16 protein-coding genes and 1 pseudogene are annotated in these 22521 nt (G+C 73.2%); 12 read left to right on the top strand and 5 right to left on the bottom strand.

Features of this window, described 5'->3' with window-relative positions:
- Nucleotides 1-33: 33 nt before the first annotated feature.
- The 4 genes from ACIG87_RS15720 to ACIG87_RS15705 all read left to right on the top strand — a co-directional run bounded on the left by ACIG87_RS15720 (nt 34) and on the right by ACIG87_RS15705 (nt 5288).
- The gene (locus ACIG87_RS15720; protein ID WP_396851207.1) at nt 34-507 is read left to right on the top strand and encodes an NfeD family protein; all 474 of its coding nucleotides are present in this window, start codon (nt 34-36) and stop codon (nt 505-507) included.
- Nucleotides 508-511: 4 nt separating this feature from the next.
- Nucleotides 512-1618, top strand: coding sequence for an SPFH domain-containing protein (locus ACIG87_RS15715; protein WP_396851206.1), 1107 nt, complete (start codon nt 512-514; stop codon nt 1616-1618).
- A 152-nt stretch (nt 1619-1770) separates the two neighbouring features.
- Complete coding sequence (locus tag ACIG87_RS15710) at nt 1771-2595, top strand: hypothetical protein (RefSeq protein ID WP_396851205.1); 825 nt, start codon at nt 1771-1773, stop codon at nt 2593-2595.
- 530 nt (nt 2596-3125) lie between these two features.
- Nucleotides 3126-5288: a transglycosylase domain-containing protein gene (locus ACIG87_RS15705; protein ID WP_396851204.1), complete on the top strand. Its 2163-nt coding sequence runs from the start codon at nt 3126-3128 to the stop codon at nt 5286-5288.
- A 173-nt stretch (nt 5289-5461) separates the two neighbouring features.
- On the opposite strand, the gene ACIG87_RS15700 is transcribed toward ACIG87_RS15705, so the two are convergent.
- Both ACIG87_RS15700 and ACIG87_RS15695 read right to left on the bottom strand, forming a co-directional pair.
- Nucleotides 5462-5698: a hypothetical protein gene (locus tag ACIG87_RS15700; RefSeq protein ID WP_396851203.1), complete on the bottom strand. Its 237-nt coding sequence runs from the start codon at nt 5696-5698 to the stop codon at nt 5462-5464.
- Between the two features lie 141 nt (nt 5699-5839).
- A pseudogene (locus ACIG87_RS15695) lies at nt 5840-7677 on the bottom strand (thiamine pyrophosphate-requiring protein).
- A 234-nt stretch (nt 7678-7911) separates the two neighbouring features.
- On the opposite strand from ACIG87_RS15695, the gene ACIG87_RS15690 reads away from it, so the two are divergent.
- From ACIG87_RS15690 to ACIG87_RS15680, 3 genes are all read left to right on the top strand, one after another.
- Nucleotides 7912-8742 (top strand): TrmH family RNA methyltransferase, encoded by an 831-nt coding sequence (locus tag ACIG87_RS15690; protein ID WP_396851202.1) that lies wholly within the window; start codon nt 7912-7914, stop codon nt 8740-8742.
- Nucleotides 8743-8754: 12 nt separating this feature from the next.
- Nucleotides 8755-10206 (top strand): argininosuccinate synthase, encoded by a 1452-nt coding sequence (gene argG / locus ACIG87_RS15685; protein ID WP_396851201.1) that lies wholly within the window; start codon nt 8755-8757, stop codon nt 10204-10206.
- A 100-nt stretch (nt 10207-10306) separates the two neighbouring features.
- A complete protein-coding gene (locus ACIG87_RS15680; protein WP_396851200.1) occupies nt 10307-12031 on the top strand; it encodes a PucR family transcriptional regulator in 1725 nt (574 codons plus the stop codon).
- A gap of 113 nt (nt 12032-12144) precedes the next feature.
- Here the strand turns inward: ACIG87_RS15680 and ACIG87_RS15675 are convergent, their stop codons facing one another.
- A complete protein-coding gene (locus ACIG87_RS15675) occupies nt 12145-13494 on the bottom strand; it encodes a hypothetical protein (RefSeq protein ID WP_396851199.1) in 1350 nt (449 codons plus the stop codon).
- Nucleotides 13495-13581: 87 nt separating this feature from the next.
- Here ACIG87_RS15675 and murD point away from each other — a divergent pair, with 87 nt between their 5' ends.
- The 3 genes from murD (at nt 13582) to ACIG87_RS15660 (ending at nt 17979) form a co-directional block, all read left to right on the top strand.
- Nucleotides 13582-14931 carry a UDP-N-acetylmuramoyl-L-alanine--D-glutamate ligase gene (gene murD, locus ACIG87_RS15670; protein ID WP_396851198.1) on the top strand — a complete coding sequence of 450 codons (1350 nt, stop codon included), beginning with the start codon at nt 13582-13584 and terminating at the stop codon, nt 14929-14931.
- 163 nt (nt 14932-15094) lie between these two features.
- Nucleotides 15095-16402, top strand: coding sequence for an aspartate aminotransferase family protein (locus ACIG87_RS15665; RefSeq protein ID WP_396851197.1), 1308 nt, complete (start codon nt 15095-15097; stop codon nt 16400-16402).
- The gene (locus ACIG87_RS15660) at nt 16399-17979 is read left to right on the top strand and encodes a CoA-acylating methylmalonate-semialdehyde dehydrogenase (RefSeq protein ID WP_396851196.1); all 1581 of its coding nucleotides are present in this window, start codon (nt 16399-16401) and stop codon (nt 17977-17979) included. The genes ACIG87_RS15665 and ACIG87_RS15660 overlap by 4 nt, the downstream gene beginning before the upstream one ends.
- On the opposite strand, the gene ACIG87_RS15655 is transcribed toward ACIG87_RS15660, so the two are convergent.
- Complete coding sequence (locus tag ACIG87_RS15655) at nt 17951-19393, bottom strand: acyltransferase family protein (protein ID WP_396851195.1); 1443 nt, start codon at nt 19391-19393, stop codon at nt 17951-17953. The genes ACIG87_RS15660 and ACIG87_RS15655 overlap by 29 nt on opposite strands.
- A gap of 201 nt (nt 19394-19594) precedes the next feature.
- A complete protein-coding gene (locus tag ACIG87_RS15650) occupies nt 19595-20614 on the bottom strand; it encodes an N-acetylglucosamine kinase (RefSeq protein WP_396851194.1) in 1020 nt (339 codons plus the stop codon).
- Between the two features lie 202 nt (nt 20615-20816).
- On the opposite strand from ACIG87_RS15650, the gene ACIG87_RS15645 reads away from it, so the two are divergent.
- Complete coding sequence (locus tag ACIG87_RS15645; RefSeq protein ID WP_396851193.1) at nt 20817-21764, top strand: MurR/RpiR family transcriptional regulator; 948 nt, start codon at nt 20817-20819, stop codon at nt 21762-21764.
- Nucleotides 21761-22510, top strand: coding sequence for a sugar isomerase domain-containing protein (locus ACIG87_RS15640; protein WP_396851192.1), 750 nt, complete (start codon nt 21761-21763; stop codon nt 22508-22510). Before ACIG87_RS15645 ends, ACIG87_RS15640 begins: the two co-directional genes overlap by 4 nt.
- The last annotated feature ends 11 nt before the right edge of the window (nt 22511-22521 follow it).

Below are 22521 nucleotides of genomic sequence, written 5' to 3'. Positions count from 1 at the left end.
GGTGGATTCGCGTGGACGTGTCACGATCGGGGGGTGGACGCCGTGGTGTGGATCGTGCTGGGTGTGGTGTTGGCCGTCGCCGAGATCTTCACGACGACGCTGTTCCTGATCATGTTCGCGGCCGGCGCGTTCGCCGCCGCCGGCGCTGCCGCGTTGGGTGCGCCCGTCGCGGTGCAGGCGGTGGTCTTCGCCGTGGTGTCGGCGCTGACGGTGGCGCTCGCCCGGCCGACCATCCGCCGGCACATGCGGTCGGCGGTGGACAGCGGTGAGCAGCCGTTCGGGGTGGAGGCGCTGGAGGGCGCCACCGCGCTGGTGATCGAGCAGGTCGATGCCGAGCGGGGCATGGTGAAGATCGACGGCGAGTTGTGGACGGCGCGTCCGTACGACGCGACGCAGACTTTCGAGCCCGGTGTGCGGGTGCAGGTGATAAAGGTCCGGGGCGCCACCGCCCTGGTGTGGCAGGACGACATTTCCTCCCCCGGCGAGCTGCCGGAAGCGAAAAGGTGACGGTATGGAATTTCTAGCGGTCCTGTTGGTGGCCGTGGCGTTGATCATTGTGGTGACGCTGATGAAGGCGGTACGTATCGTGCCGCAGCAGCGTCAGGACGTGGTGGAGCGGCTCGGCAAGTACAAGCGCACCCTGAACCCGGGCCTGAACCTGCTGGTCCCGTTCGTCGACGCGGTGCGCACCAAGGTCGACATGCGGGAGCAGGTGGTCAGCTTCCCGCCGCAGCCGGTGATCACCTCCGACAACCTGGTGGTGTCGATCGACACTGTTCTCTACTACAAGGTGGTCGACGCGGTCCGGGCCACCTACGAGATCGCCAACTTCATCCAGGCGATCGAGCAGTTGACCGTCACCACCCTGCGTAACGTGATCGGCTCGCTCGACCTGGAGCGGGCGCTGACCAGCCGGGAGGAGATCAACCGGCACCTCTCCGGCGTGCTCGACGAGACCACCGGCCGCTGGGGCATCAAGGTCACCCGGGTGGAGATCAAGGCGATCGAGCCGCCGGCGAGCATCCGCGACTCGATGGAGAAGCAGATGCGCGCCGAGCGGGACCGCCGGGCGGCGATCCTGACCGCCGAGGGGCACAAGCAGTCGCAGATCCTCACCGCCGAGGGCGAGAAGCAGTCCGCGGTGCTGCGCGCCGACGGTGACCGGCAGGCCCGGATCCTCCAGGCCGAGGGCCAGGCCAAGGCGATCCGTACCGTCTTCGACGCGATCCACACCGCGAACCCGAGCCAGAAGGTGCTGGCCTACCAGTACCTCCAGGCGCTGCCGCAGATCGCCCAGGGCACGGCCAACAAGGTCTGGATCGTCCCGGCCGAGCTGACCAAGGCCCTGGAGGGCATGGGAGGCGCGCTGGGCGGGCTGAGCCGGATGGTCGGCGACGAGCCGGCCCCGGAGGCGAAGCACAGCGCCAGCGAGGTCGAGCGGGAGGCCGCGGAGGCGGCCCGCGCGGCGGCCACCGCCGCCCAGCAGATCCACGACGAGGTACGCGTCGCCGAGGCGCAGGCCACCGGCGGCAAGGTGCCGCAGGGGCTGCCGGCCCCCGAGCCGGTCTCCCCGGCCAGCCTGGTCAACGACCCGGCGGACCAGCGCGAACGGGGCTGATCCCGGCCGTCGCCCACCCCGGGCGGCAAATGCGAGAAACGCTCATGCAGCGCCCCGGTGCCTGCCACGATCGGTCCTGAGGACGGGTGGTGGTCAGGGACCGGGGCGCCGGGTGCGTTCCGCGCCGCCCGTCGGAGCGGACCAGGTGAGGCATGAAGGACCCGGCGCAGCGGTTGTTCTCCCGTACCCCCGTTCCCGGCGCGCACGACCCGGCCGGCCCGCTGGGCAGCCGGCGGACCGGTGGCGGGTTCGGGGTGCTGCCCTTCGTCGGCGACCCCGTTGCGGCCGCGCCGGCCACCGACGCCAGTTGGGCCTGGTCGCTGCGCCGGTTCGCCCGCGCCGCGGTGTGGCTGCTGCCCGCGTACGCGGTGCTCTACGGCGCGGTGGCGATGGCCAGCGACGGCGGGGTGGGCAACGACCCGTACCCGGCCGACGGTCGGCCGCTCTACCTGCTCGGCTGGGTGGCCGCGGTCTGGCTCGGCCTGCTCGCCCTGCTCGCGCTGACCGGCCTGCTGGCAGCCACCCGCAGCCGGCGGGGCGCGGTGGCCGGCCTGCTGGTGAGCATCGGCGGCACGGTGCTGATGCTGCCCTTCGCCGGCCTGGCCGAGCAGACCCCGGTCTTCGGCACCACCGCCCGGATGCTGGTGCTGGCCGGGGCCACCTGCTACAGCGCGGGGTGGCTGTTCACCGGCTGGGCGGTGGCCCGCTCCGGCGCTTTCGCCATGGGCGACGGGGCGATGCTGATGATCGCCGCCCCGCTACTCGGCCTCGGTGGCGCGCTGATCGGCTCGTTGCAGACCTTCGGCGCGATCTTCGTGCTGATCGCCGGCATCGGCATCGGCTACCGCTCCGGCCGCCTCGTCCCGGCCGCGATCGCCCGCGACGCCGCCACCGCCAGCGTCACCACCCCCACCCCCACCCCCACCCCCACCCCCTCCCCGCCCACCGGCCCCCAGGGCCCCCTCCCCGCCGCCTGACCCTCCCCACCCCCTCCCTCCCACCCCTCCCGCCCTGGGGCCGCCCCCTCCCCTCCCCTCCTCTCCCACCCCGCCCTGGGGCCCCCGGTCTCGCCAACGGTCTTTCCGGGGGGCCCGGTCTCACCAACGCTGCTTCCGGCGATCTTGGAGTTGTGGTGGCCGGTTTGTGGGCATTAGACAGGCTTTGTTCCCACCACGACTCCATGATCGGCCCGGGGTCGCTCCTCCTTTTCGGTGATCATGAAGGGGGTTTGGGTCAGGTGTCGGTGCGGAAGGGCGTGAACCTCTTGGTCACCGCGGGAGGGCAGTGGGGACGCGGGGGAGGGGAGGGTTGGGAGGGTGGGGAGGGAACGTGGGGGACGGTGGGGGATGGGGCGGATGGTGGGGGATGTGGGGGATGTGGGGGATGGCGGGGACGGGAGGGACGGGAGGGCGGTGGGGTGGGGAAGTTGCTGGCAGATTACGGTGAGTTACCTGACAATCCGCAGGTGGGGTGGCCCGACGGGCGTCGCGGTGGCAATCCTGGGGCCATGTCCTCACCCCGGACGCCGCTGACGCGGCTGCTCACCGTGCTGCTCGCCGGCCTGCTTGCCGGCCTGGTTCTCGCGGTCGCCGCGCTGCCGGGCAACCTGCTCGCCGGAGCCGTCACCAAGGCGGCGCTCGGGGCGTTCGACGACCTGCCGGCGGCGCTGCGTACCCCGGTCACCCCGCAGCGCTCCTACCTCTACGCCAATGACGGCAAGACGCTGCTCACCACGTTCTACGACGTCAATCGCACCGACGTGCCATTGGCCGAGATCGCCCCGGAGCTACGGCAGGCGATCGTCGCCGCCGAGGACCGGCGCTTCTACTCCCACGGCGGTGCCGACCTGCGGGGCATGGCCCGCGCCCTGGTCGCCAACGTCACCGGTGGCGGCACCGCCCAGGGCGGCTCCACGCTGACCATGCAGTACGTGCGCAACGTGCTCAAGACCGACCCCACCCGCACCGCCGAGGAGCGGCAGGCGGCCACCGAGCAGACCGTCGGGCGCAAGCTCCAGGAGATCCGGTACGCCACCGAGCTGGAGAAGACCCTCAGCAAGGACGAGATCCTCAACCGCTACCTCAACATCGCCTACTTCGGCTCCGGCGCGTACGGGGTCGCCGCCGCCAGCCAGCGCTACTTCGGCAAGGCACCGGCCGACCTGACCCTCGCCGAGTCGGCCCTGCTCGCCGGCCTGGTCCAGTCGCCCGACGAGTACAGCCCGATCGACGGCGACCAGGAGGCGGCCCTGCAGCGGCGCGGGTACGTGCTCGACTCGATGGTCGCCACCGGCGCGATCACCGCTGCGCAGGCCGACCAGGCCAAAGCCGAGAAGCTGACCCTGCATCCCACCACCCAGCCCAACGGCTGCACCGCCACGGTCACCGCCGACGCCGGCTTCTTCTGCGACTACCTGCGCCGTTGGTGGCTGGAGCAGCACGCCTTCGGCGCGACCGAGCAGGAGCGGGAGCAGGCGCTGCGCCGGGGCGGCTACACGGTGGTCACCTCGCTCGACCCCGACGTGCAGGCCACCGCCGCCGCCCAGGCCCGCCAGGTCTACGCCGCCGACGACGAACGGGCCCTGCCGATCGCCGCGGTCGAGCCCGGCACCGGCCGGGTCCTCGCCCTGGCCGTCAACCGTGAGTACGGGATCGGCGAGGGGCAGACCGTCAACCCGCTGGTCTCCGGCGGCGGCAGCATCGAGGGCTACCAGGCCGGCTCGACGTTCAAGCTGTTCACCATGCTGGCCGCGCTGGAGAACGGGCGCACCCTGTCCACCGGGTTCGACTCGCCGAGCCGGCTGACCACCCGGTTCCCCGCCGAGGGCGAGGCCGCCTGTGACGGCAAGTGGTGCCCGGCCAACGCCAACCCGGCACGGATGGACGGCTACCGGATGATGTGGGACGGCTTCGGCCGTTCGGTGAACACCTACTTCGTCTGGCTGGAGGAGCAGGTCGGCCCGGCCAAGGTGGTCGAGATGGCACAGCGCCTCGGAATCACCTTCCGCGCCGAGGCCGACGCCGACTTCGCCACGAACAACGCCGACAACTGGGGCGCGTTCACCCTCGGGGTGGCCGCCACCACCCCGCTCGACCTGGCCAACGCGTACGCCACGGTTGCCGCCGAGGGGATGTACTGCACCCCGACGCCGGTGGTCTCGGTGACCGCTGCGGACGGCACGACGGTGCCGGTCGGTGATCCGTCCTGCAAGCGGGTGCTGTCGCCGGACGTGGCGCGGGCCGCCACCGATGCGGCCCGCTGCCCGGTCGGTCAGCAGTCGGCGTACGGGCAGTGCAACGGGAGCACCGCAGGCGGGGTGGACCGGATCGTCGGCCGCCCGGTGGCCGGCAAGACCGGCAGCTCGGAGCAGAACGCCACCGAGACCTTCGTCGGCTTCACCCCGCAGGTGGCGGTCGCCGGCATCGCCGCCAACCCCGACGACCCGAGCGACGCGGTCGGCGCGGCGGTGCAGAGCGAGGTGATCACCGCGGTCGCCCGGACCATCCGTACCGCCGTCGACGGCCAGCCGGTCCGCGACTTCACCGCCCCCAGCCGGGAGCTGGCCGGCGAGCCGCAGCGTCCGAAGCCGCAGCCGTCCCCCAGCGCCCCACAACAGGACCAGGGCCTCGCGTCCGACCTGCTGCGCTGGTTGCAGAACCGCCGGGGCTGATCCGGCGTTGGCCGTGCTGTTGCGGATCTGCCGGGGTTGAGCTGGCGTCGTCCGTGCTGTGGCGGAACAGTCGGCGTTGTCCGTGCTGTGGGAAACTGCCAGGGTCGGTCCGGCGTGTCCGTGCTGTGGGCGGAACATTGCCTCGGCCGACCCGGCGGTTCTGCCGGCGACGCCTACCGTCTGCCGGCTACCCCGGCGACCGCCCGGTCCAGGGCGGCGGACACCGTCGCCGGGTCGGCGTCGCCGTCGACCGCCACGAAGCTGGCGAACTCGGGCAGTGCCCGGTAGCCGGCGTCCAGTGCCGTGAGGTGCGCCAACTCCTCGGTGTCGATGCCCCGGGCCAGCACCCGTCGTTGGGCCAGCTCCGGGGTGACCGCCAGGAAGCAGACCAGGTCCGGTCGGGGGAACACCGCCTCCCCACCCCTCCCCACCCACCACGCGCGCCGGGTCCACCACGCGGTGATCAAGAGGTTTACGTCACGACATGCGTCCGGAATGACGTAAACCTCTTGATCACCGCGACCAGAGGTGGGGGTGGGGGTGGGGGTGGGTCAGGGGTTTTTGCGGCGGGGGCGGTAGGTGGTGAGGGTGGCGGGTAGGGCGCGGCGGATGATGCCGGTGCGGTCGGTGTCGCCGCGGAGGAGGGCTGCCGCCGTCTTGCGTGCCTGATCGGCGGTGAAGTGTGGGGGCAGCATCAGCTCGGCCGGGTCGACCATCGCGTTGACCACCATCGGGCGGTCGGCGGTCAGCGCCCGCCGCCACAGCCCGGCGACCTGGTCGGGGGAGTCCACCAGCTCGCCGTCGAGGCCCAGCACCTCGGCCCACCGGTGATACGCCACGTCCGGCAGGTCCTGGCTGGCCGGATAGCGCGGGGTGCCCTCGGTGGAGCGCTGCTCCCAACTGACGAACGCCAGATCCCGGTTGTTGAGCACCAGCACCACGAAACGCGGGTCGGCCCAGCTCCGCCAGTTCTTCGCCACGGTGATCAACTCGTTGACCCCGTTCATCTGCATCGCCCCGTCACCGATCAGCATCACCACCGGCCGGTCCGGGTGGGCGAACTTCGCCGCCAGGGCGTACGGCATCGCCCCGCCCATCGACAGCAGGGTGCCGGAGAGGCTGGCCAGCATGCCGGGGCGGACCTGGAGGTGGCGGGCGTACCAGGCGGTGGCGGTGCCGCAGTCCACCGCGATCATCGCGTCGTCGGCAGCGCGTCGTTGAGGGTGTGGAAGAGCAGTTGCGGGTTCACCGGGTCGGCGGACTGCCCGGCCAGGTCCGCCTGGGCGCGTCGCCAGGCCGAGGTGGCGTCGGCGACGGTCGCCCGCCAGGCCGTCGGGGCGGGGCCGTCGCCCAGCTCGCGCAGCAGCGCCCGCAGGGTCGGGCCGGCGTCGCCGGTCAGGTTCACCTCGGTCGGGTAGCGCAGCCCCATCCGGGTGCCGTCCAGGTCGATCTGCACCGCGCGGGCCTGCCCCTGCGGCGGATAGAACTCCGAGTACGGCATGTTGCTGCCGACGATCAGCAGCCGGTCGCACTGCTGCATCAGCTGCCAGCTCGGTCGGGTGCCGAGCAGGCCGATCGCCCCGGTCACCCAGGGCTCGCGATGATCCACGGCGGTGAAGCCGAGCAGGGCGGTGGCCACCCCGGCACCCAACCGGTCGGCGATCAGGCCTACCTCCTCCTCGGCGCCGAGCGCGCCCTGCCCGACCAGCATCGCCACCTTCTCGCCGCCGCGGAGCACCTCGGCGGCCCGGCGCAGCTCCGCCTCCGGCGGCACCGTCGGCGTACTGCTGGGCACCGCGCTGGTGTGGTAGTAGCCGTGCGCGTGCGGCGGGTCCGGCACCGCCGGTTCGTCCTGCACGTCCAGGGGGAGCACCAGCGCGGTCACCGTCCGGCGGGACAGCGCCGTCCGGCAGGCCCGGTCCACCAGGTGCCGCACCTGGGACGGGTCGTCGAGCTGGGCCAGGAAGCCCGAGGCCACGTCCTTGTAGAGGGCGAGCAGGTCGACCTCCTGGTAGTAGCCGCCGCCCTCGGCGGTCAGCGCGGTGTTCCCGACCAGGGCCACCACCGGCTGGTGGTCGAGCTTGGCGTCGTAGAGGCCGTTGAGCAGGTGGATCGCGCCGGGGCCACTGGTCGCCAGGGCGCAGCCCAGCGGGCCGCCGCCGTACTTGACGTGCGCGCTGGCGGCGAAGCCGGCGGTCTCCTCGTGGCGTACCTGGATGAACTCGACCCGGTCACCCGCGCGTTGCAGGGCGGAGGTCATGCCGTTGATGCCGTCGCCCGGATAGCCGAAGTAGCGGCGTACCCCCCACTCGGCGAGTCGGGCCACGATGTGGTCGGCGACCGTGGCGTTCCTCGGCAACCGGCCGTCGGTGGTGCCCGTTGCGCTCATCGTGGTCGTCCCTCCGGTCGTGTCCGCTTCCCGCCCCCCTTCCCCCGGTACGCCCCCGGAAACCCGGCACACGCCGTTTCCCCGGTCCGGCCGTTCCCCGGAGCCGCCCGGGAACGCCCGCTGTTCCCCGGAGCCGGCCGGGAACGCCCGCTGTTCCCTTGAGCCGTCGCCGTTCCGTTCGCCGGGGGCTGCCCGTCCGATGGTGCACCCGGGGGCACCCGGCAGAATCGGGCGGTGCCCGTTGACCAGATCACCGATCCCGACGACCCGCGGATCGCCGACTACCGCGCGTTGACCGACGTCGAGCTGCGTACCCGCTGGGAACCCCCGCACGGGCTGTTCATCGCCGAGGGGGAGCTGGTGCTGCGCCGGGCGTTGCGCGCCGGCTATCCGGCCCGGTCGTACCTGGTCGACGCGAAGCGGGTCGACCAGCTCGCCGACCTGGACACCGGGGACGCGCCCGTCTACGCGGCCACCCCCGACGTGCTGGAGAAGGCGACCGGCTTCCACGTCCACCGGGGGGTGCTCGCCTCGTTCCACCGCAAGCCGCTGCCGGAGGCCGCCGAGGTGCTGGCTGCCGCCCGTCGGGTGGTGATCCTGGAGGACATCAACAACCACACCAACCTCGGCGCGATCTTCCGGGGCGCGGCGGCGTTGGGTATCGACGCGGTGCTGCTCTCGCCGTCCTGCGCCGATCCGCTCTACCGGCGCAGCGTGCGGGTCAGCATGGGGGAGGTCTTCGCGGTGCCGTACGCCAAGCTGGAGCGCTGGCCGGCGGGGTTGGACCAGGTGCGGGAGGCGGGCTTCACCGTGCTCGCGATGACGCCCGCGTCGGACGCCGTACCGATGCAGCGGTTGACGTCGGCGCAGCGTGAGCGGGCGGCGCTGCTGTTGGGGGCCGAGGGGCCCGGTCTCACCGGGGCGGCCCAGTCCGCCAGTGACGTGCGGGTGGTGATTCCGATGCGGCGTGGGGTGGACTCGCTGAACGTGGCCGCCGCTGCGGCGGTGGCGTTCTGGGAGTTGGGACGCGGCGATTCCGATTTGCATGACCATGCGTTCTGCTGAATAATCTTCCCCGTGTCCAAGGTTCTCACCTCCCTGCCCATCGGCGAACGTGTCGGCATCGCCTTCTCCGGCGGCCTCGACACCTCGGTCGCGGTCGCGTGGATGCGCGACAAGGGCGCTGTTCCCTGCGCCTACACCGCCGACATCGGCCAGTACGACGAGCCCGACATCGACTCGGTGCCCGGTCGTGCGCTCAGCTACGGCGCCGAGGTCGCCCGCCTGGTCGACTGCCGCGCCGCCCTGGTCGAGGAGGGCCTCGCGGCGTTGACCTGCGGTGCCTTCCACATCCGCTCCGGCGGTCGGGCGTACTTCAACACCACCCCGCTGGGGCGGGCCGTCACCGGAACCCTGCTGGTCCGGGCGATGATCTCCGACGACGTCCAGATCTGGGGCGACGGCTCGACCTTCAAGGGCAACGACATCGAGCGGTTCTACCGGTACGGCCTGTTGGCCAACCCGCAGCTGCGCATCTACAAGCCGTGGCTCGACACCGACTTCGTCACCGAACTGGGTGGGCGTAAGGAGATGTCGGAGTGGCTGCTCGAGCGCGGGCTGCCGTACCGGGACAGCACCGAGAAGGCGTACTCCACCGACGCCAACATCTGGGGCGCCACGCACGAGGCGAAGACCCTGGAGCACCTCGACACCGGCATCGAGACGGTCAACCCGATCATGGGAGTCCGGTTCTGGGATTTGGCGGTGGAGATCCCCACCGAGGACGTCACGATCGGCTTCGACCAGGGTCGCCCGGTGACGATCAACGGCAAGGAGTTCGGCAGCCCCGTCGACCTGGTGCTGGAGGCCAACGCCATCGGCGGCCGGCACGGTCTGGGGATGTCCGACCAGATCGAGAACCGGATCATCGAGGCCAAGAGCCGCGGCATCTACGAGGCGCCGGGCATGGCGCTGCTGCACGCCGCGTACGAGCGGCTGGTCAACGCCATCCACAACGAGGACACCCTGGCGAACTACCACACCGAGGGCCGCCGCCTCGGCCGGCTGATGTACGAGGGCCGTTGGCTGGACCCGCAGGCGCTGATGCTGCGCGAGTCGTTGCAGCGCTGGGTCGGCACGGCGGTCACCGGCGAGGTGACCCTGCGCCTGCGCCGGGGCGAGGACTACTCGATCCTGGACACCACCGGCCCGGCGTTCAGCTACCACCCCGACAAGCTGTCGATGGAGCGTACCGAGGACTCGGCGTTCGGCCCGTCCGACCGGATCGGTCAGCTCACCATGCGCAACCTGGACATCGCCGACTCGCGGGCCAAGCTGGAGCAGTACGCCACCCTCGGCCTGGTCGGCGGCGTGACTCCCCAACGGGCGGTCGGCGCCGCGCAGGCGGCCTCGACCGGGCTGATCGGGGCGATGCCGCAGGGCGGCGCGGAAGCCATCGCCTCCCGGGGCGTCGCCACCGCCGACGACGAGGCGCTCGACCGCGCCGCGATGGAGTTCGGCGTCGACTGACCGGCCCTGGATCCCCGCCTCGTCCCGGTGCTCGCCGGGCGGGCCGGGGATCCGGCACGGCGGTGGTGGGCGGTTCGGCGCAGGGGTCACGGAGGGTAGCGTGTCGCCCGTGTTCCCTACCGTCCGTGAGGTGCTCGCGCTGGACCCGGTCCGTCGGGGTGCGCCGCGACTGGCGGCCGGGGAGGCCGGTCTGGACCGGCCGGTGCGTTGGGTGCACGTGGCGGAGGTGCCCGACATCGCCACCCTCCTCGGCGGGGGTGAACTGGTGCTCACCACCGGCATCGGGCTGCCGGCCGACGACGCCGGACTCCGCGCCTTCGTCGGCGACCTCGCCGGGGTGGGCGTCTCCGGTCTCGTGGTCGAGCTGGGTCGCCGCTACCCCACCGAGGTGCCCCGGGTGATGGCCGTGGCCGCCGAGCGGCGCGGGCTGCCCCTGGTCGAGCTGCGCCGGGCCACCCCGTTCGTCCGGATCACCGAGGCGGTGCAGGCCCTGATCGTCGACGCCCAACTGCACGAGCTGCGGGCCACCGAGGAGATCCACCAGCGGTTCACCGACCTGTCCGTCGAGGGCGCCGGGGCGGCCGAGGTGGTCCGGCAGGCCGCCGAGCTGGCCGGCTGCCCGGTGGTGCTGGAGAACCTGTCCCGGCAGGTGCTCGCCTACGACCCGGCGGGGGAGAACGCCGGACTGCTGCTGGACGGCTGGGAGCAGCACTCCCGGCGGATTCGTCCCGCCGGCCGGACGGCGTACGACGTGGACAGCGGTTGGCTGGTGACGACCGTCGGCGCGCGGGGCCAGGACTGGGGTCGGCTGCTGCTGCGCTGGCCGGCCGGGGCGGGCCTCGGCGACGGTCGGCCCGTCGGCACCCCGCCCACCCGGCTGACCATCCTGGTGGAGCGGGCGGCCTCGACCCTGGCGTTGGGCCGGCTGATCCGGCGTGACGCCGAGGGGCTGGAACGACAACTGCACCGCACCCTGCTCACCGCCCTGCTCGATCATTCCCGCCCGGTGGACGAGATCGCGTTGCGGGCGCGGGCGTTGGGGGTGCCCCTGGAACGCCGGCACCTGATCGGCGTCATGGTCCGGCACCGCCGCGCCACCTCGGCGGAGCACGCCGGGCCGGGCGAGGGCGGACCGCCGGTCGACGTCGCCGCCGAGGCCGGCCCCGCCCGGCTGCGCGATCTCGCCGAGGCGGTCGGCCAGGCGCTGCGGGAGGCGAAGCTGACCGGGCTCACCAGCCCCGTCGACGACCAGGCGGTGGGGGTCCTGCTCGCCCTGCCGGAGGCCGCCGCCGAGGAGCGTGCGCTCGCCGCCTTCGCCGCCGCGCTGCGCCGTCGCCACCCCGACCAGCCGGTGTCGGGCGGGGGTGGCCACCGGTTGACGGTGCTCATCGCCGCCGGCTCCGGGGTGGCGAGCCTGCGGGAGGTACGCCGCTCGCTGGTCGAGGCCCGTCAGGTCGCCGAGGCCGCCCGCCGGGACAGCCGCGACCTGCCGGTCTTCCGGCTGCCACACGTCGGGCTGGCCGGCCTGCTGCATCTGCTGCGCGACGAGCCCCGGTTGCAGACCTTCGTCGAACGGGAACTCGGCGCGCTGCTGGCCCATGACGCCGAGCATCCTCGGGAGCAGCTGCTCGGCACCCTGCGGGCGTACCTGGAGCAGGGCCGCAACAAGTCGGCCGGCGCGGCTGCCGCGCACCTGTCCCGGCCGGCCTTCTACGAGCGGCTGGCCCGCATCGGCCGGATTCTCGGCGTCGACCTCGACTCGGTGGAGGCCTGCCTCTCCCTGCACGTCGCCCTGCTTGCCCTGGACGCCGTCCGCACCCCCTGAGCGTCCCGCTGGCCCACCCTGTCGATGTTGACCAGGAGGTATGCGTCGGCGGAGGGCCGAATGGTGACGCAAACCTCTTGATCAACCGGGCCGGGCCGGGTGGGGTGGGGTGGTCAGGTGAGGGTGTCCAGGGCCTTGGCGTACGCGGCGGGGACGAAGTTCGGGCCGCCGGGGGTGAAGACGTCCGAGCCGGCGGCGGTGGACCAGGCGGTCGGCGGGACCGCGTCGACCAGGGCGCGGACCACCGGGGCGTCGCGCCACTGGTCCTGCTCGGCGAGCAGGCTCAACGCCACCACCGACTCCTCGACCTCGCCGACACACTCGAACGGCTTGTGGCCGTCCACGCCGAGCAGCTCCCGGTAGCCGGGGACCTGGGTGGGGTCGGCCAGCAGGTCGCCGCCGAAGATGCCGACCACCCGCTCGCGGGGCATGAACGGAGCCATCGCCAGGAAGACGAACCGGCACTTCGGGCAGTCGCGGCACCAGCGGGCGCTGGCGTCGCGCAGCTTGAACGCGGCGTTGCAGCTGGTCACCACCGTGTCGTAGCGGTCGATGCCGGCGAAGAGCCGGGCGATGTGCAGCTCCGACAGCGACCGCAGCAGCGAGAAGTACGGCTCGGTGAGCCCGGCGTGTTCGGTCAGCGCCGCCCGCAGCAGCCCTTCGGCCTCGACCCCCTTGGACCACTGGTGGTTGACCTCGTGACCGTTCCACACCAGGTTCGGGTCGGACGCGGACCGCTCGTTGGACATCACCACCGGCCCGAGCCCGTGCAGCACGGCGGTGGCGACCGCGATCAGCGAGTTGATCGCGGTGACCGGGATGTGCCCGTTGCGGGCGCCGGCCGCGTTCAGCTCGAACAGCACCGGGTCGAGCCGCCGCCGGGCGGCCAGCGCGGGCAGCCCGGACGCCTCGTTCACCGAGACGATCACATGGTTCGGGTTGACCGAGAAGGGCACCGGGTCGAGGCCGGCCCGGCGCAGCGCCTCCAGGCTGACGATGGAGTCCTTGCCCCCGCCGACGGCCGACAGCGGACGACGGTCGGAGTCGTCGTACACCCGGGGTGGTGACACCTCGCCGGCCGGGGCCTGCGGGCGCAGCTCCAGCACGTGCGGCAGTTGGTTGCGGTAGGCGTACTCGGCCAGGCCCTTCGTGTAGACGGCGGTGACCAGTTCGGTGGCGGCGACGCCCAGCGGCGCCGGCAGCACCAGCCTCGGCGGCGCGGCGGCCTTGTAGTAGCTGACCCCGGCGACCACGTGCAGCAGCTCCAGCACCCGGCCCAGGGTGGCCACCGTCTCGTCCGACGGCGGTTCGGCCGGCAACGGCAGCGTGATCACCTCGGTGAATCGCTGCTCACCGTCGGGGCCGGTCAGGGCGTAGTCGAACAACGCCTCGCCGGTGGCGAGATCAATCGAGTACGACGGGAAGGTGAAGGCGTCCATCCGCCGGAGCTGCTCGTTGGGCACACGCCATACTAGGCCCTGGTTCGTCCGGCCGTGTCCGCTGCGCCGGACCGGGCCCGTGCATCGCCGTCGACACCTCAAGGAGAGTCCGTGCGCCTGTCCGATCTGCGCGGCCGTACCGTCGCCGTCTGGGGGGCCGGCCGGGAGGGCCGGGCCGCCGTGACCGCCATCGCCGCGCACGGCCCGGCCGACCTGGTCGTCGTCGACGACAGCGCCAACTTCCTCAGCGTGCCCTGGGAGGGCCCGCTCGCCGAGGCCGCGCCGCTGGTCATCGGCGAGGAGGCGTTCGCCCGGCTGGCCGCCGCCGAGATCGTCGTCCGCTCCCCGGGGGTGCCCAACACCCATCCGTGGCTGGTCGAGCTGCGCGGGCGCGGGGCCACCGTCACCCAGGGCACCGCACTGTGGATGGCCGACCACGCCGACCGGACCATCGGGGTCACCGGCAGCAAGGGCAAGTCGACCACGGCCAGCCTGATCAGCCACCTGCTCACGGCGGTGGACCGGCCCAACGTGCTGGGCGGCAACATCGGCGTGCCCACCCTCGACCTGCCGGAGGCCGAGCGGTACGTGCTGGAGCTGTCCAGCTACCAGTGCAGCGACCTGACCGAGTCACCCCGGGTGGCGGTGGTCACCGCCCTGTTCCCCGAGCACCTGGACGCGCACGGCGGCGAGGCCGAGTACTACCGGGACAAGCTCAACCTGATCGCGTACGGCCCCCGCACGGTGGTGGTCAACGGCGTCGATCCCCGCCTCGCGCTGGAGCTGGGCGACCGGGCGGTGGTGCGCGCCGGCCTGCCGGACAGCGCCCACGTCGCCGCCGGCCCGGATGGCACGGACTGGTTCCACCTCGGCGACCAGCCGCTCTTCCCGCGTGGGGTGCTGCCGCTGGTCGGCCGGCACAACGCGGGCAACCTCTGCGTGGCCCTCGCGGTGCTCGACGCGTACGGCATCGACGTGGTCACCCGCAAGGACACCCTGGCGGTGGCGGTCGCCGGGTTCCACGGGCTGGCCCACCGGCTCACCGAGATCGTCGACCCGTCCGGGCTGACCTTCGTCGACGACACCCTCGCCACCAGCCCGTACGCGGCGATGCACGCGATCGACGCGTACGACGGGCGGCCGTTGACGGTGATCGTCGGTGGCACGGACCGGGGGTTGGACTACACGCCGCTGGCCGAGCACCTGGCCGAGCGGGAACTCACCGTCATCGGGATTCCGGACAGTGGACCGCGGATCGTCGCGGCGCTGGCCGGGCTGCCGAAGGTGCGTACCGAGGTGGTGGACGACCTGGTGGACGCGGTCCGGTTGTCCCGGGTGGTGACCCCGGCCGACGGGGTGGTGCTGCTGTCCCCGGCGGCGCCCAGCTACGGCCGGTTCCGCAACTTCGAGCACCGCTCCGAGGTCTTCGCCGAGGCGATCAGGGACACCGCCGCCGGCTGAGCCCGATCCGGGTCGGGTGGTCACCGCCCCGGTGTTCGCCGGGTAGGTGTGACGCGGTGTCAGGCGCGGCCGGCTGTCGGGCTACACACTGCCAGTTGTCCGCGCCCGGTCGGGGTGGCAGCGTGCGAGGGACGCGAAACCGCCGCCGTCGAAGGGTGTGCCGATGACCGCCGACGACCTGCTGGCCCGACACCGGGCCGTGCTCCCGTCCTGGATGCCGCTCTACTACGCCGAACCGATCGAGCTGGTCGCCGGGTCCGGTCGCCGGGTCACCGACGCCCAGGGGCGTAGCTACCTGGACTTCTTCGGTGGCGTGTTGACCAACATGATCGGCTACGACATCCCGGAGATCCGCGAGGCGGTCGAGCGCCAACTACGGACCGGCATCGTGCACACCTCCACCCTCTACCTCATCCGTCAGCAGGTGGAACTGGCCGAGAAGGTGACCCGGCTCGCCGGCATCCCGGACGCCCGGGTCTTCTTCACCAACTCCGGCACCGAGGCGAACGAGGCGGCGCTGCTGGTCGCCACCAACCACCGCCGCTCGCACCAGATCCTCGCCGTCCGCAACAGCTACCACGGCCGGTCGTACGCGGCGATGGGGGTCACCGGCAACCGGAGCTGGGCGGCCAGCGCGCACAATCCGCTCCAGGTGGCCTGGCTGCACTCCGGTGAACGGCTGCGCGGACTGCTCGCCCGGCTGCCCGAGGCGGACCGGATCGACGCCGCGGTGGAGGACCTGCGTGAGGTCCTCGCCACCGAGACCAGCGGCGACGTGGCGTGCCTGATCGCCGAGCCGATCCAGGGCGTCGGCGGTTTCGTCGCCCCGCCCGACGGGCTGTTCGCCGGCTGGCGGAAGGTGCTCGACGAACACGGCATCCTGCTCATCTCCGACGAGGTGCAGACCGGTTGGGGCCGTACCGGTGAGCACTTCTGGGGTTACCAGGCGCACGGGGTCACCCCGGACCTGCTCACCTTCGCCAAGGGGATCGGCAACGGCTTCGCCCTGGCCGGGGTGGTCGGCCGGGCCGAGGTCATGGAGTCGATGCCGGCGGTCAGCTTCTCCACCTTCGGCGGCAACCCGGTCTCCACCGCCGCCGGCAACGCCGTCCTGGACTACCTGCGTGACCACGACCTCCAGGCCAACGCGGCCCGGGTCGGCGCGATCCTCGTCGACGGCCTGCGCGCCGCGGTCGCCGACCTCGACGGCGTCGCCGAGGTGCGCGGCCGGGGGCTGATGCTCGCCGTGGAGTTCGTCCGGCCCGGTGGCGTGGAGCCCGATCCGGAGCTGACCACCCGGGTCTTCGAGGCGTGCCGGGCCGGTGGTCTGCTGGTCGGCAAGGGCGGCCTGTACGGCAACGTGGTGCGGATGGGCCCGCCGCTGACCCTCACCGAGGACGAGGCCCGCGAGGGGCTGGCCATCCTGGTCGAGGCGATCCGCTCCACCGTCGCGGCCGAGGCGTCCCGATGAGCGAGCGGAGCGGGCCGGACCCGGGAACCGCCGGGTCGGGGCCGGAAGCCCCACAGCCGGGGCCGGAAGCTGCTCCGGCGGGCGGGGAGATCCGCATCGGGCACTTCGTGGACGGCGAGCGGGTCGACGGCACGTCCGGCCGGTGCGGGGACGTCTTCGACCCGGCCATCGGCCGGCGCACCGGCCGGGTGGCGCTGGCCTGCGCGGCGGACGTGGCGGTCGCCGTGGCGGCGGCCGAGCGGGCCGCCCGGAGTTGGCGGGACGCCTCGCTGGCCCGGCGGACGGCGGTGCTGTTCGCCTTCCGGGAACTGGTGCACGCCCGGCGGGACCGACTCGCCGAGGTGATCACCGCCGAGCACGGCAAGGTGCTCGCCGACGCCGCCGGCGAGGTGCAGCGCGGCCTCGAGGTGATCGAGTACGCCTGCGGCGTCGCCTCGGCGCTGCGCGGGAGCTTCAGCGAGAACGTCTCCACCGAGGTCGACTCGTACAGCCTGCGGCAGCCGCTCGGGGTGGTGGCGGTGATCTCGCCGTTCAACTTCCCGGTGATGGTGCCGCTGTGGTTCGTGCCGGTGGCGGTGGCCTGCGGCAACGCGGTGGTGCTCAAGCCGAGCGAGAAGGACCCCAGCGCGGCGCTGCTGCTGGCGCAGTGGTTCGCCGAGGCCGGCCTGCCCGCCGGGGTGTTCAACGTGGTCAACGGTGACGCCGAAGCGGTGGACGCGCTGCTGGACCACCCGGGGGTGAAGGCGGTGTCGTTCGTCGGCTCCACCCCGGTCGCCCGGTACGTGCACCAGCGCGGCACCCTGGCCGGCAAGCGGGTGCAGGCCCTCGGCGGGGCGAAGAACCACCTGGTCGTCCTGCCCGACGCCGACCTGGACCTGGCGGCCGACGCGGCGGTCAACGCCGGGTTCGGCTCGGCGGGGGAGCGGTGCATGGCGATCTCGGCGCTGGTCGCCGTGGAGCCGATCGGCGACGCCCTGGTCGCCCGGATCGCCGAACGGATGGCCAGGCTGCGCACCGGCGACGGTCGGCGCGGCGGCGACCTGGGACCACTGGTGACCGCTGTGCACGCCGAGCGGGTGCGTGGGTACGTCGAGGCCGGGGTGGCAGCCGGCGCGGTGCCGGTGGTGGACGGTCGGGACGTCGTGCCGGACGGCGAGCCGGGCGGCTTCTGGCTCGGCCCGACCCTGTTCGACCACGTCACCCCCAACATGTCGATCTACACCGACGAGATCTTCGGCCCGGTGCTCGGCGTCGTCCGGGTCGGCTCGTACGACGAGGCGGTGGAACTGGTCAACGCCAATCCGTACGGCAACGGCACGGCGATCTTCACCAACGACGGTGGTGCGGCCCGGCGCTTCCAGCACGAGGTGGAGGTCGGCATGGTCGGGATCAACGTGCCGATCCCGGTGCCGATGGCCTACTACTCGTTCGGCGGTTGGAAGGCGTCCCTCTTCGGCGACCTGCACGCGCACGGCGAGGACGGGGTGCGGTTCTACACCCGGGGCAAGGTGGTCACCAGTCGTTGGCTCGACCCGCGCCACGGCGGGCTCAACCTCGGCTTCCCCACCCAGACCTGAGCAGCCGCAGCACACCCGCCCCGGCCAGGTACGCCAGCAGCGCCGCCACCGGGGTGCCGAGCGGTTCCGGGGCGTGCGCGGCGGTGACGCTGTTGCCGAGCAGCCCGGCGACGACTGCCGCGTAGCCGGCGACGGTCAGCGCGGTGCGGGCCGGGCTGCTTCGCCCGGCCCGGCGGCCGGTGCGGTGCCGGGCGCTGCGCGCCTCCACCGGCCCGAAGGCGGCCACCAGGACGGTGAGCACCCCGGCGAGCAGCACCAGCCACGGCACCCGCCAACCCCACCAGGCCGCAGTGCCGATCGGTGGGGTGGGCAGCACCCCGATCGCGTCGAGGAACCCGACCAGCAGGATCGTGGCGGTCAGGTGCCAGAGGAAGACGGTGAGCACCACCAGGTTGACGGCGATCACCAGCTGCCAGGGGCCGGCCCGGCGCAGCCAGCGCTCCGCCGGGTCGCGCAGCAGCAGGATCAGCCCGAGCTGGCCGGCGGCGACGGCGAGCAGGGCCAGGCTGGGCGGGGCGGCGTTGTCCAGCCGCTCGCCGGGCACGTGCAGCATCGCCACCGGCCACGGCCCGACGACGGTGAGCAGCACCGACGCGGTCAGCCCACCGGTCAGGAAGCACAGCGCGGCCCGCCGCGAGGTGGGCAGCCGCCTGCGACGCACCCGCACCCGTCCCGGGGCACGGTGCTCCGGCGTCGGCCGATCCCCGGCAGGGTGCCCCGGTGCTGCCCGGCCCGGGGTGGAGGGGGCGGGCGGGGCCGGGGAACGGGCGTCGTACCAGGCGAAGCCGAGCTGGTGCACGGCGAGCCAGCCGAACAGGTAGTTCCCCCGGGCCAGCCCGGCGGGGCCGACGAGCCGCCCGAGGTCACCCAGGCCGACCAGGGCCACCAGGAGCAGCGCGACGAGCAGCCCGTACCGGCGGTGCAGGGCGTGCATCGGCGGGGTGAGCACCACGACGACCAGGTAGGCGACCAGGAACCACAGGGGGATGGTGGCGAACCAGACCACCGTGCGGATCTCGGCCGGCGCCACGCCGCGCAGCCGGGCCAGTGTCGCCGCGACGGTGAGCGTCAGCAGCAGCGCGCTGGTCGGGCGGACCAGCCGGGCGCTGCGGTCCAGCAGCCAGCCGGTGGCGTCGCCGCCACGGGCCCGCCGGTTGGTCAGTGACGCCGCGTTGGCGTACCCGCCGACCAGGAAGAAGACCGGCATGACCTGGGCCAGCCAGGTCAGCGGGTACGCCCAGGGCAGGTCGCCGAGCGCGGAGTGCCCGGTGGGTCGGCCGGCGGCGTCCCGGCCGATCACGGTCACCGTCCAGTGCCCGATGACGACCATGGTGATCGCCAGCGCGCGGAGCAGGTCGACGTACCGCTCCCGCCCGGCCGGCGTCCGCTCGGCGAGCTGCCGCAGGCGGCGCATGGACCCACGCTAGGCCAGACCGGCGCGGCCGGGGGCGGTATCGGTCAACGCCGGGCGGCCCCGAAGCCTGCCGCGTGCGAGGCAACTGCTGCGCGGGCACCGACGGTACCGCTCCGGCCGGGACGGCCCCGTGGATCATCATGATCTTCTGAAGGTGAGCGACACGACACGCCGTGGCGTGTGCCGCTGAGCCGTAGACGATCATGATGATCCTCCCGGCGTGGCCGCCGCTGGGCGGGGCCCGGGGAACAGCAGCGCGTGCAGGGCGACCGGGTCGGTGACCTCGGGCAGGGCGCGGGCGGCCAGCCAGGCCGCTGCGACCGCGCCGTCCCCGGCCGAGCGGACCGGGGCGTCCGGCCAGCGCCGGCCCGCTTCGACCCGGACCGCCGCGCCGAGCGGGGTGTCCCCGGTGAGCAGCCCGCCGCCGAGCACCAGCGGCGTGGTCGCGTCGTCCGGGCGGATCCGGCCGACGCTGGTGACCAGGTGCGCGGCGGCGCGGTGGATCAGCTTGGCCGCCACCGGCTCCCCGTCGACGGCGGCGCTGACCACCAGCGGGGCGAGTCGGGCCAGCTGCACCGGCGGCCGGCGGGTGACCGCTTGGACCACCGCGTCCACGGTGTCCCGGGGGCGCTCGGCGACCTGATCGGCACCCAGCAGTGCACCGAGGACCCGGCGGCTCAACGGCCCCGGGATCCGATCCGCGTCCAGGTCGGCCAGCAGTCGACGGACCGCCTCCCGGCCCAGCCAGAACCCGGAGCCGGCGTCACCGAGCAGCCAGCCGTGCCCGTCCGCGACCCGGTCGAGCCGCAGGTCGCGTACCTGGGCGGCGATCGCGCCGGTACCCGCGATCAGGATCGTGCCGTCGGGCGCGGCGGTGCCGGAGGCGTACCCGACGAGCGCGTCGCCGTGCACCGCGTACGGGCAGCGCAGGCCGGCGTCCGACCAGGCCCGGTCGAAGGCCGCCCGGCCGGCCGGATCGGCACGCAGTCGACCGAACCCGGCCAGCCCGATGACGCCGGCGCGGACCCGGGCCGGGTCGACCTCGCGCAGCGTCTCCCGCAGCGCGGTGAGCAGTTCGGCGGCGGCCCGTTCGGCCCCGTGGCTGGTGGGGTTTCCGCCGTCGGCCCGGCCGGTGCCGAGACGTTCGCCGGTCAGCGTCAGGGCGGTCGCCCGGGTGGACGTACCCCCGATGTCGAGGCCGACCACGACGGTGTCGGACATCCTCTCGGGCCTCCCCGGGCGCGGCGGTGCGGGCGGTGTCCATGCTGGTCGGCGCGGTGCCCGAGGGCAAGATCGATGGGCGACGAAGACCCGGTGCGGGAGGTAACAGTTTGAAAACTTCGCCCACGGTCTTGACAGGAAGGGCCCTTCAGTAAGAACTTTTACCACTAACAGTTAACACTCTTTTCCGAAAGGCGTGTCGATGGCCGAGCGCGAGGGGGACACCGCTGCGGTAACCGCGGTGGTCGACGCCGACCCGGTCGACCGGCGGAGCGCGGACGGGGTGCTGGCCAGGGTCCGGGCCGGTGCGGGGGAGTTGACGGGAGCGTTGCGCCGGGTCGCCGAGCAGGTGCTCAGCGATCCGGAGGCAGCGGCCCGCGCCACCATCGTCGAGCTGGCCGAGCGCAGCGGCACCTCACCGGCCACCATCACCCGGTTCTGCCGGGCGATGGGCTTCGACGGCTACGCCGACCTGCGCCTGGGCATCGCCTCCGAGACCGGTCGGGCCCGGTCGGCCGGCTGGACCGTCGACATCGGACGGGAGATCCAGCCCGGCGACCCGCTGGAACGGGTGCTCGACCAGATCATGGCCGCCGACACCCGGGCCATGCACGACACCGCCACCCTGCTCGACCTCGCCGAGGTGGAACGGGCCGCCGTGGCCATCGCCGGCGCCGCCCGGGTCAACATCTTCGGTGCCAGCGGCAGCGCGTTGGTCGGCGAGGAGATGCAGTTCAGCCTGCACCGCATCGGGGTGCCGGCGTGGGCGTGGAGCGACGTGCACGAGGGGCTGGCCAGCGCCGCGCTGCTCAGCCCCGGCGACGTGGCCCTGGGCATCTCGCACACCGGGCAGACCCGGGAGACCATCGAGATGCTGGCCGAGGCCGGCAGCCGGGGCGCCGCCACCGTGGCGTTGACCGGGTTCCCGCGCTCGCCGCTGGCCGAGTTGGCCGACATCGTCCTGCTCACCGCCAGCCAGGCCACCACCTTCCGGCCGGACGCGCTGTCCGCCCGGCACCCCCAGCTCGTCGTGCTCGACCTGCTCTACATCGCTGTGGCGCAGCGCACCCACGACCGCGCCCACGCGGCCTTCCGGCGTACCGCCCAGGCTGTCGACGGGCACAAGGCCGCGAAGGGGACCACGTCATGATCAGTGCCCAGGGGTACGCGCAGGCCGTCCGACCCGTGCTCGACCGGCTGGTCGAGTCGCAGGCCGAGGCGATCGGCCGGGCCGCCGACCTGATCGCCGCCAGCCTGCGGTCCGGCGGGGTGCTCCAGGCGTTCGGCGCCGGCCACTCCGAGGCGTTCGCCGCCGAACTGGTGGCCCGCGCCGGCGGCCTGGTCCCCACCAACCGGATCAGCCTGCACGACCTGGTGCTGCACGGTGACGCCCCACGGGACGTGCTCACCGACCCCAAGCTGGAACGCGACCCGGCCGTGGCCCACCAGCTCTACCCGCTGGCCCGACCGCAGCCGGCCGACGTCTTCCTGATCGCCTCGCAGTCCGGCATCAACGGCTCGGTGGTCGAGCTGGCGATGCTGGTCACCGAGCGCGGCCACCCGCTGATCGCGGTCACCTCGGTCGCGCACACCGCACGGGTCGCCCCACGTCACCCGTCCGGACACCGACTCGCCGAACTCGCCGACGTCGTGCTCGACAACGGCGCCCCGTACGGCGACGCACTGCTGCCGCTGGAGGGCGGCGGCGCGGTCTGTGCGGTCTCCTCGGTCACCGCCGCGCTGCTGGCGCAGTTGGTGACCGCGGAGGTCGTCCGACGGTTCCACCAGGCCGGAGAGGTACCCCCTATCTACCTCTCCGCCAACGTCCCCGGTGGGGACGCGCACAACCTCGCCCTCGAGTCGCGGTACGCCGGGCGTCTCCGGCGGACCGCCTGACCCGTACACCC

Origin of the sequence: Micromonospora sp. NPDC051925 (assembly GCF_044548625.1) — a bacterium.
GTDB lineage: Bacteria > Actinomycetota > Actinomycetes > Mycobacteriales > Micromonosporaceae > Micromonospora.
The sequence above is the reverse complement of the archived record's forward strand: the minus strand, read 5'-3'. Positions and strand labels throughout refer to the sequence as shown.

Coding starts and splice junctions, on each gene's coding strand:
- ACIG87_RS15660 (WP_396851196.1), top strand. CDS start 16,399: ATGAGCGAGCGGAGCGGGCCGGACCCGGGAACCGCCGGGTCGGGGCCG.
- ACIG87_RS15665 (WP_396851197.1), top strand. CDS start 15,095: ATGACCGCCGACGACCTGCTGGCCCGACACCGGGCCGTGCTCCCGTCC.
- ACIG87_RS15710 (WP_396851205.1), top strand. CDS start 1,771: ATGAAGGACCCGGCGCAGCGGTTGTTCTCCCGTACCCCCGTTCCCGGC.
- ACIG87_RS15655 (WP_396851195.1), bottom strand. CDS start 19,393: ATGCGCCGCCTGCGGCAGCTCGCCGAGCGGACGCCGGCCGGGCGGGAG.
- ACIG87_RS15715 (WP_396851206.1), top strand. CDS start 512: ATGGAATTTCTAGCGGTCCTGTTGGTGGCCGTGGCGTTGATCATTGTG.
- ACIG87_RS15645 (WP_396851193.1), top strand. CDS start 20,817: ATGGCCGAGCGCGAGGGGGACACCGCTGCGGTAACCGCGGTGGTCGAC.
- ACIG87_RS15640 (WP_396851192.1), top strand. CDS start 21,761: ATGATCAGTGCCCAGGGGTACGCGCAGGCCGTCCGACCCGTGCTCGAC.
- ACIG87_RS15705 (WP_396851204.1), top strand. CDS start 3,126: ATGTCCTCACCCCGGACGCCGCTGACGCGGCTGCTCACCGTGCTGCTC.
- ACIG87_RS15650 (WP_396851194.1), bottom strand. CDS start 20,614: ATGTCCGACACCGTCGTGGTCGGCCTCGACATCGGGGGTACGTCCACC.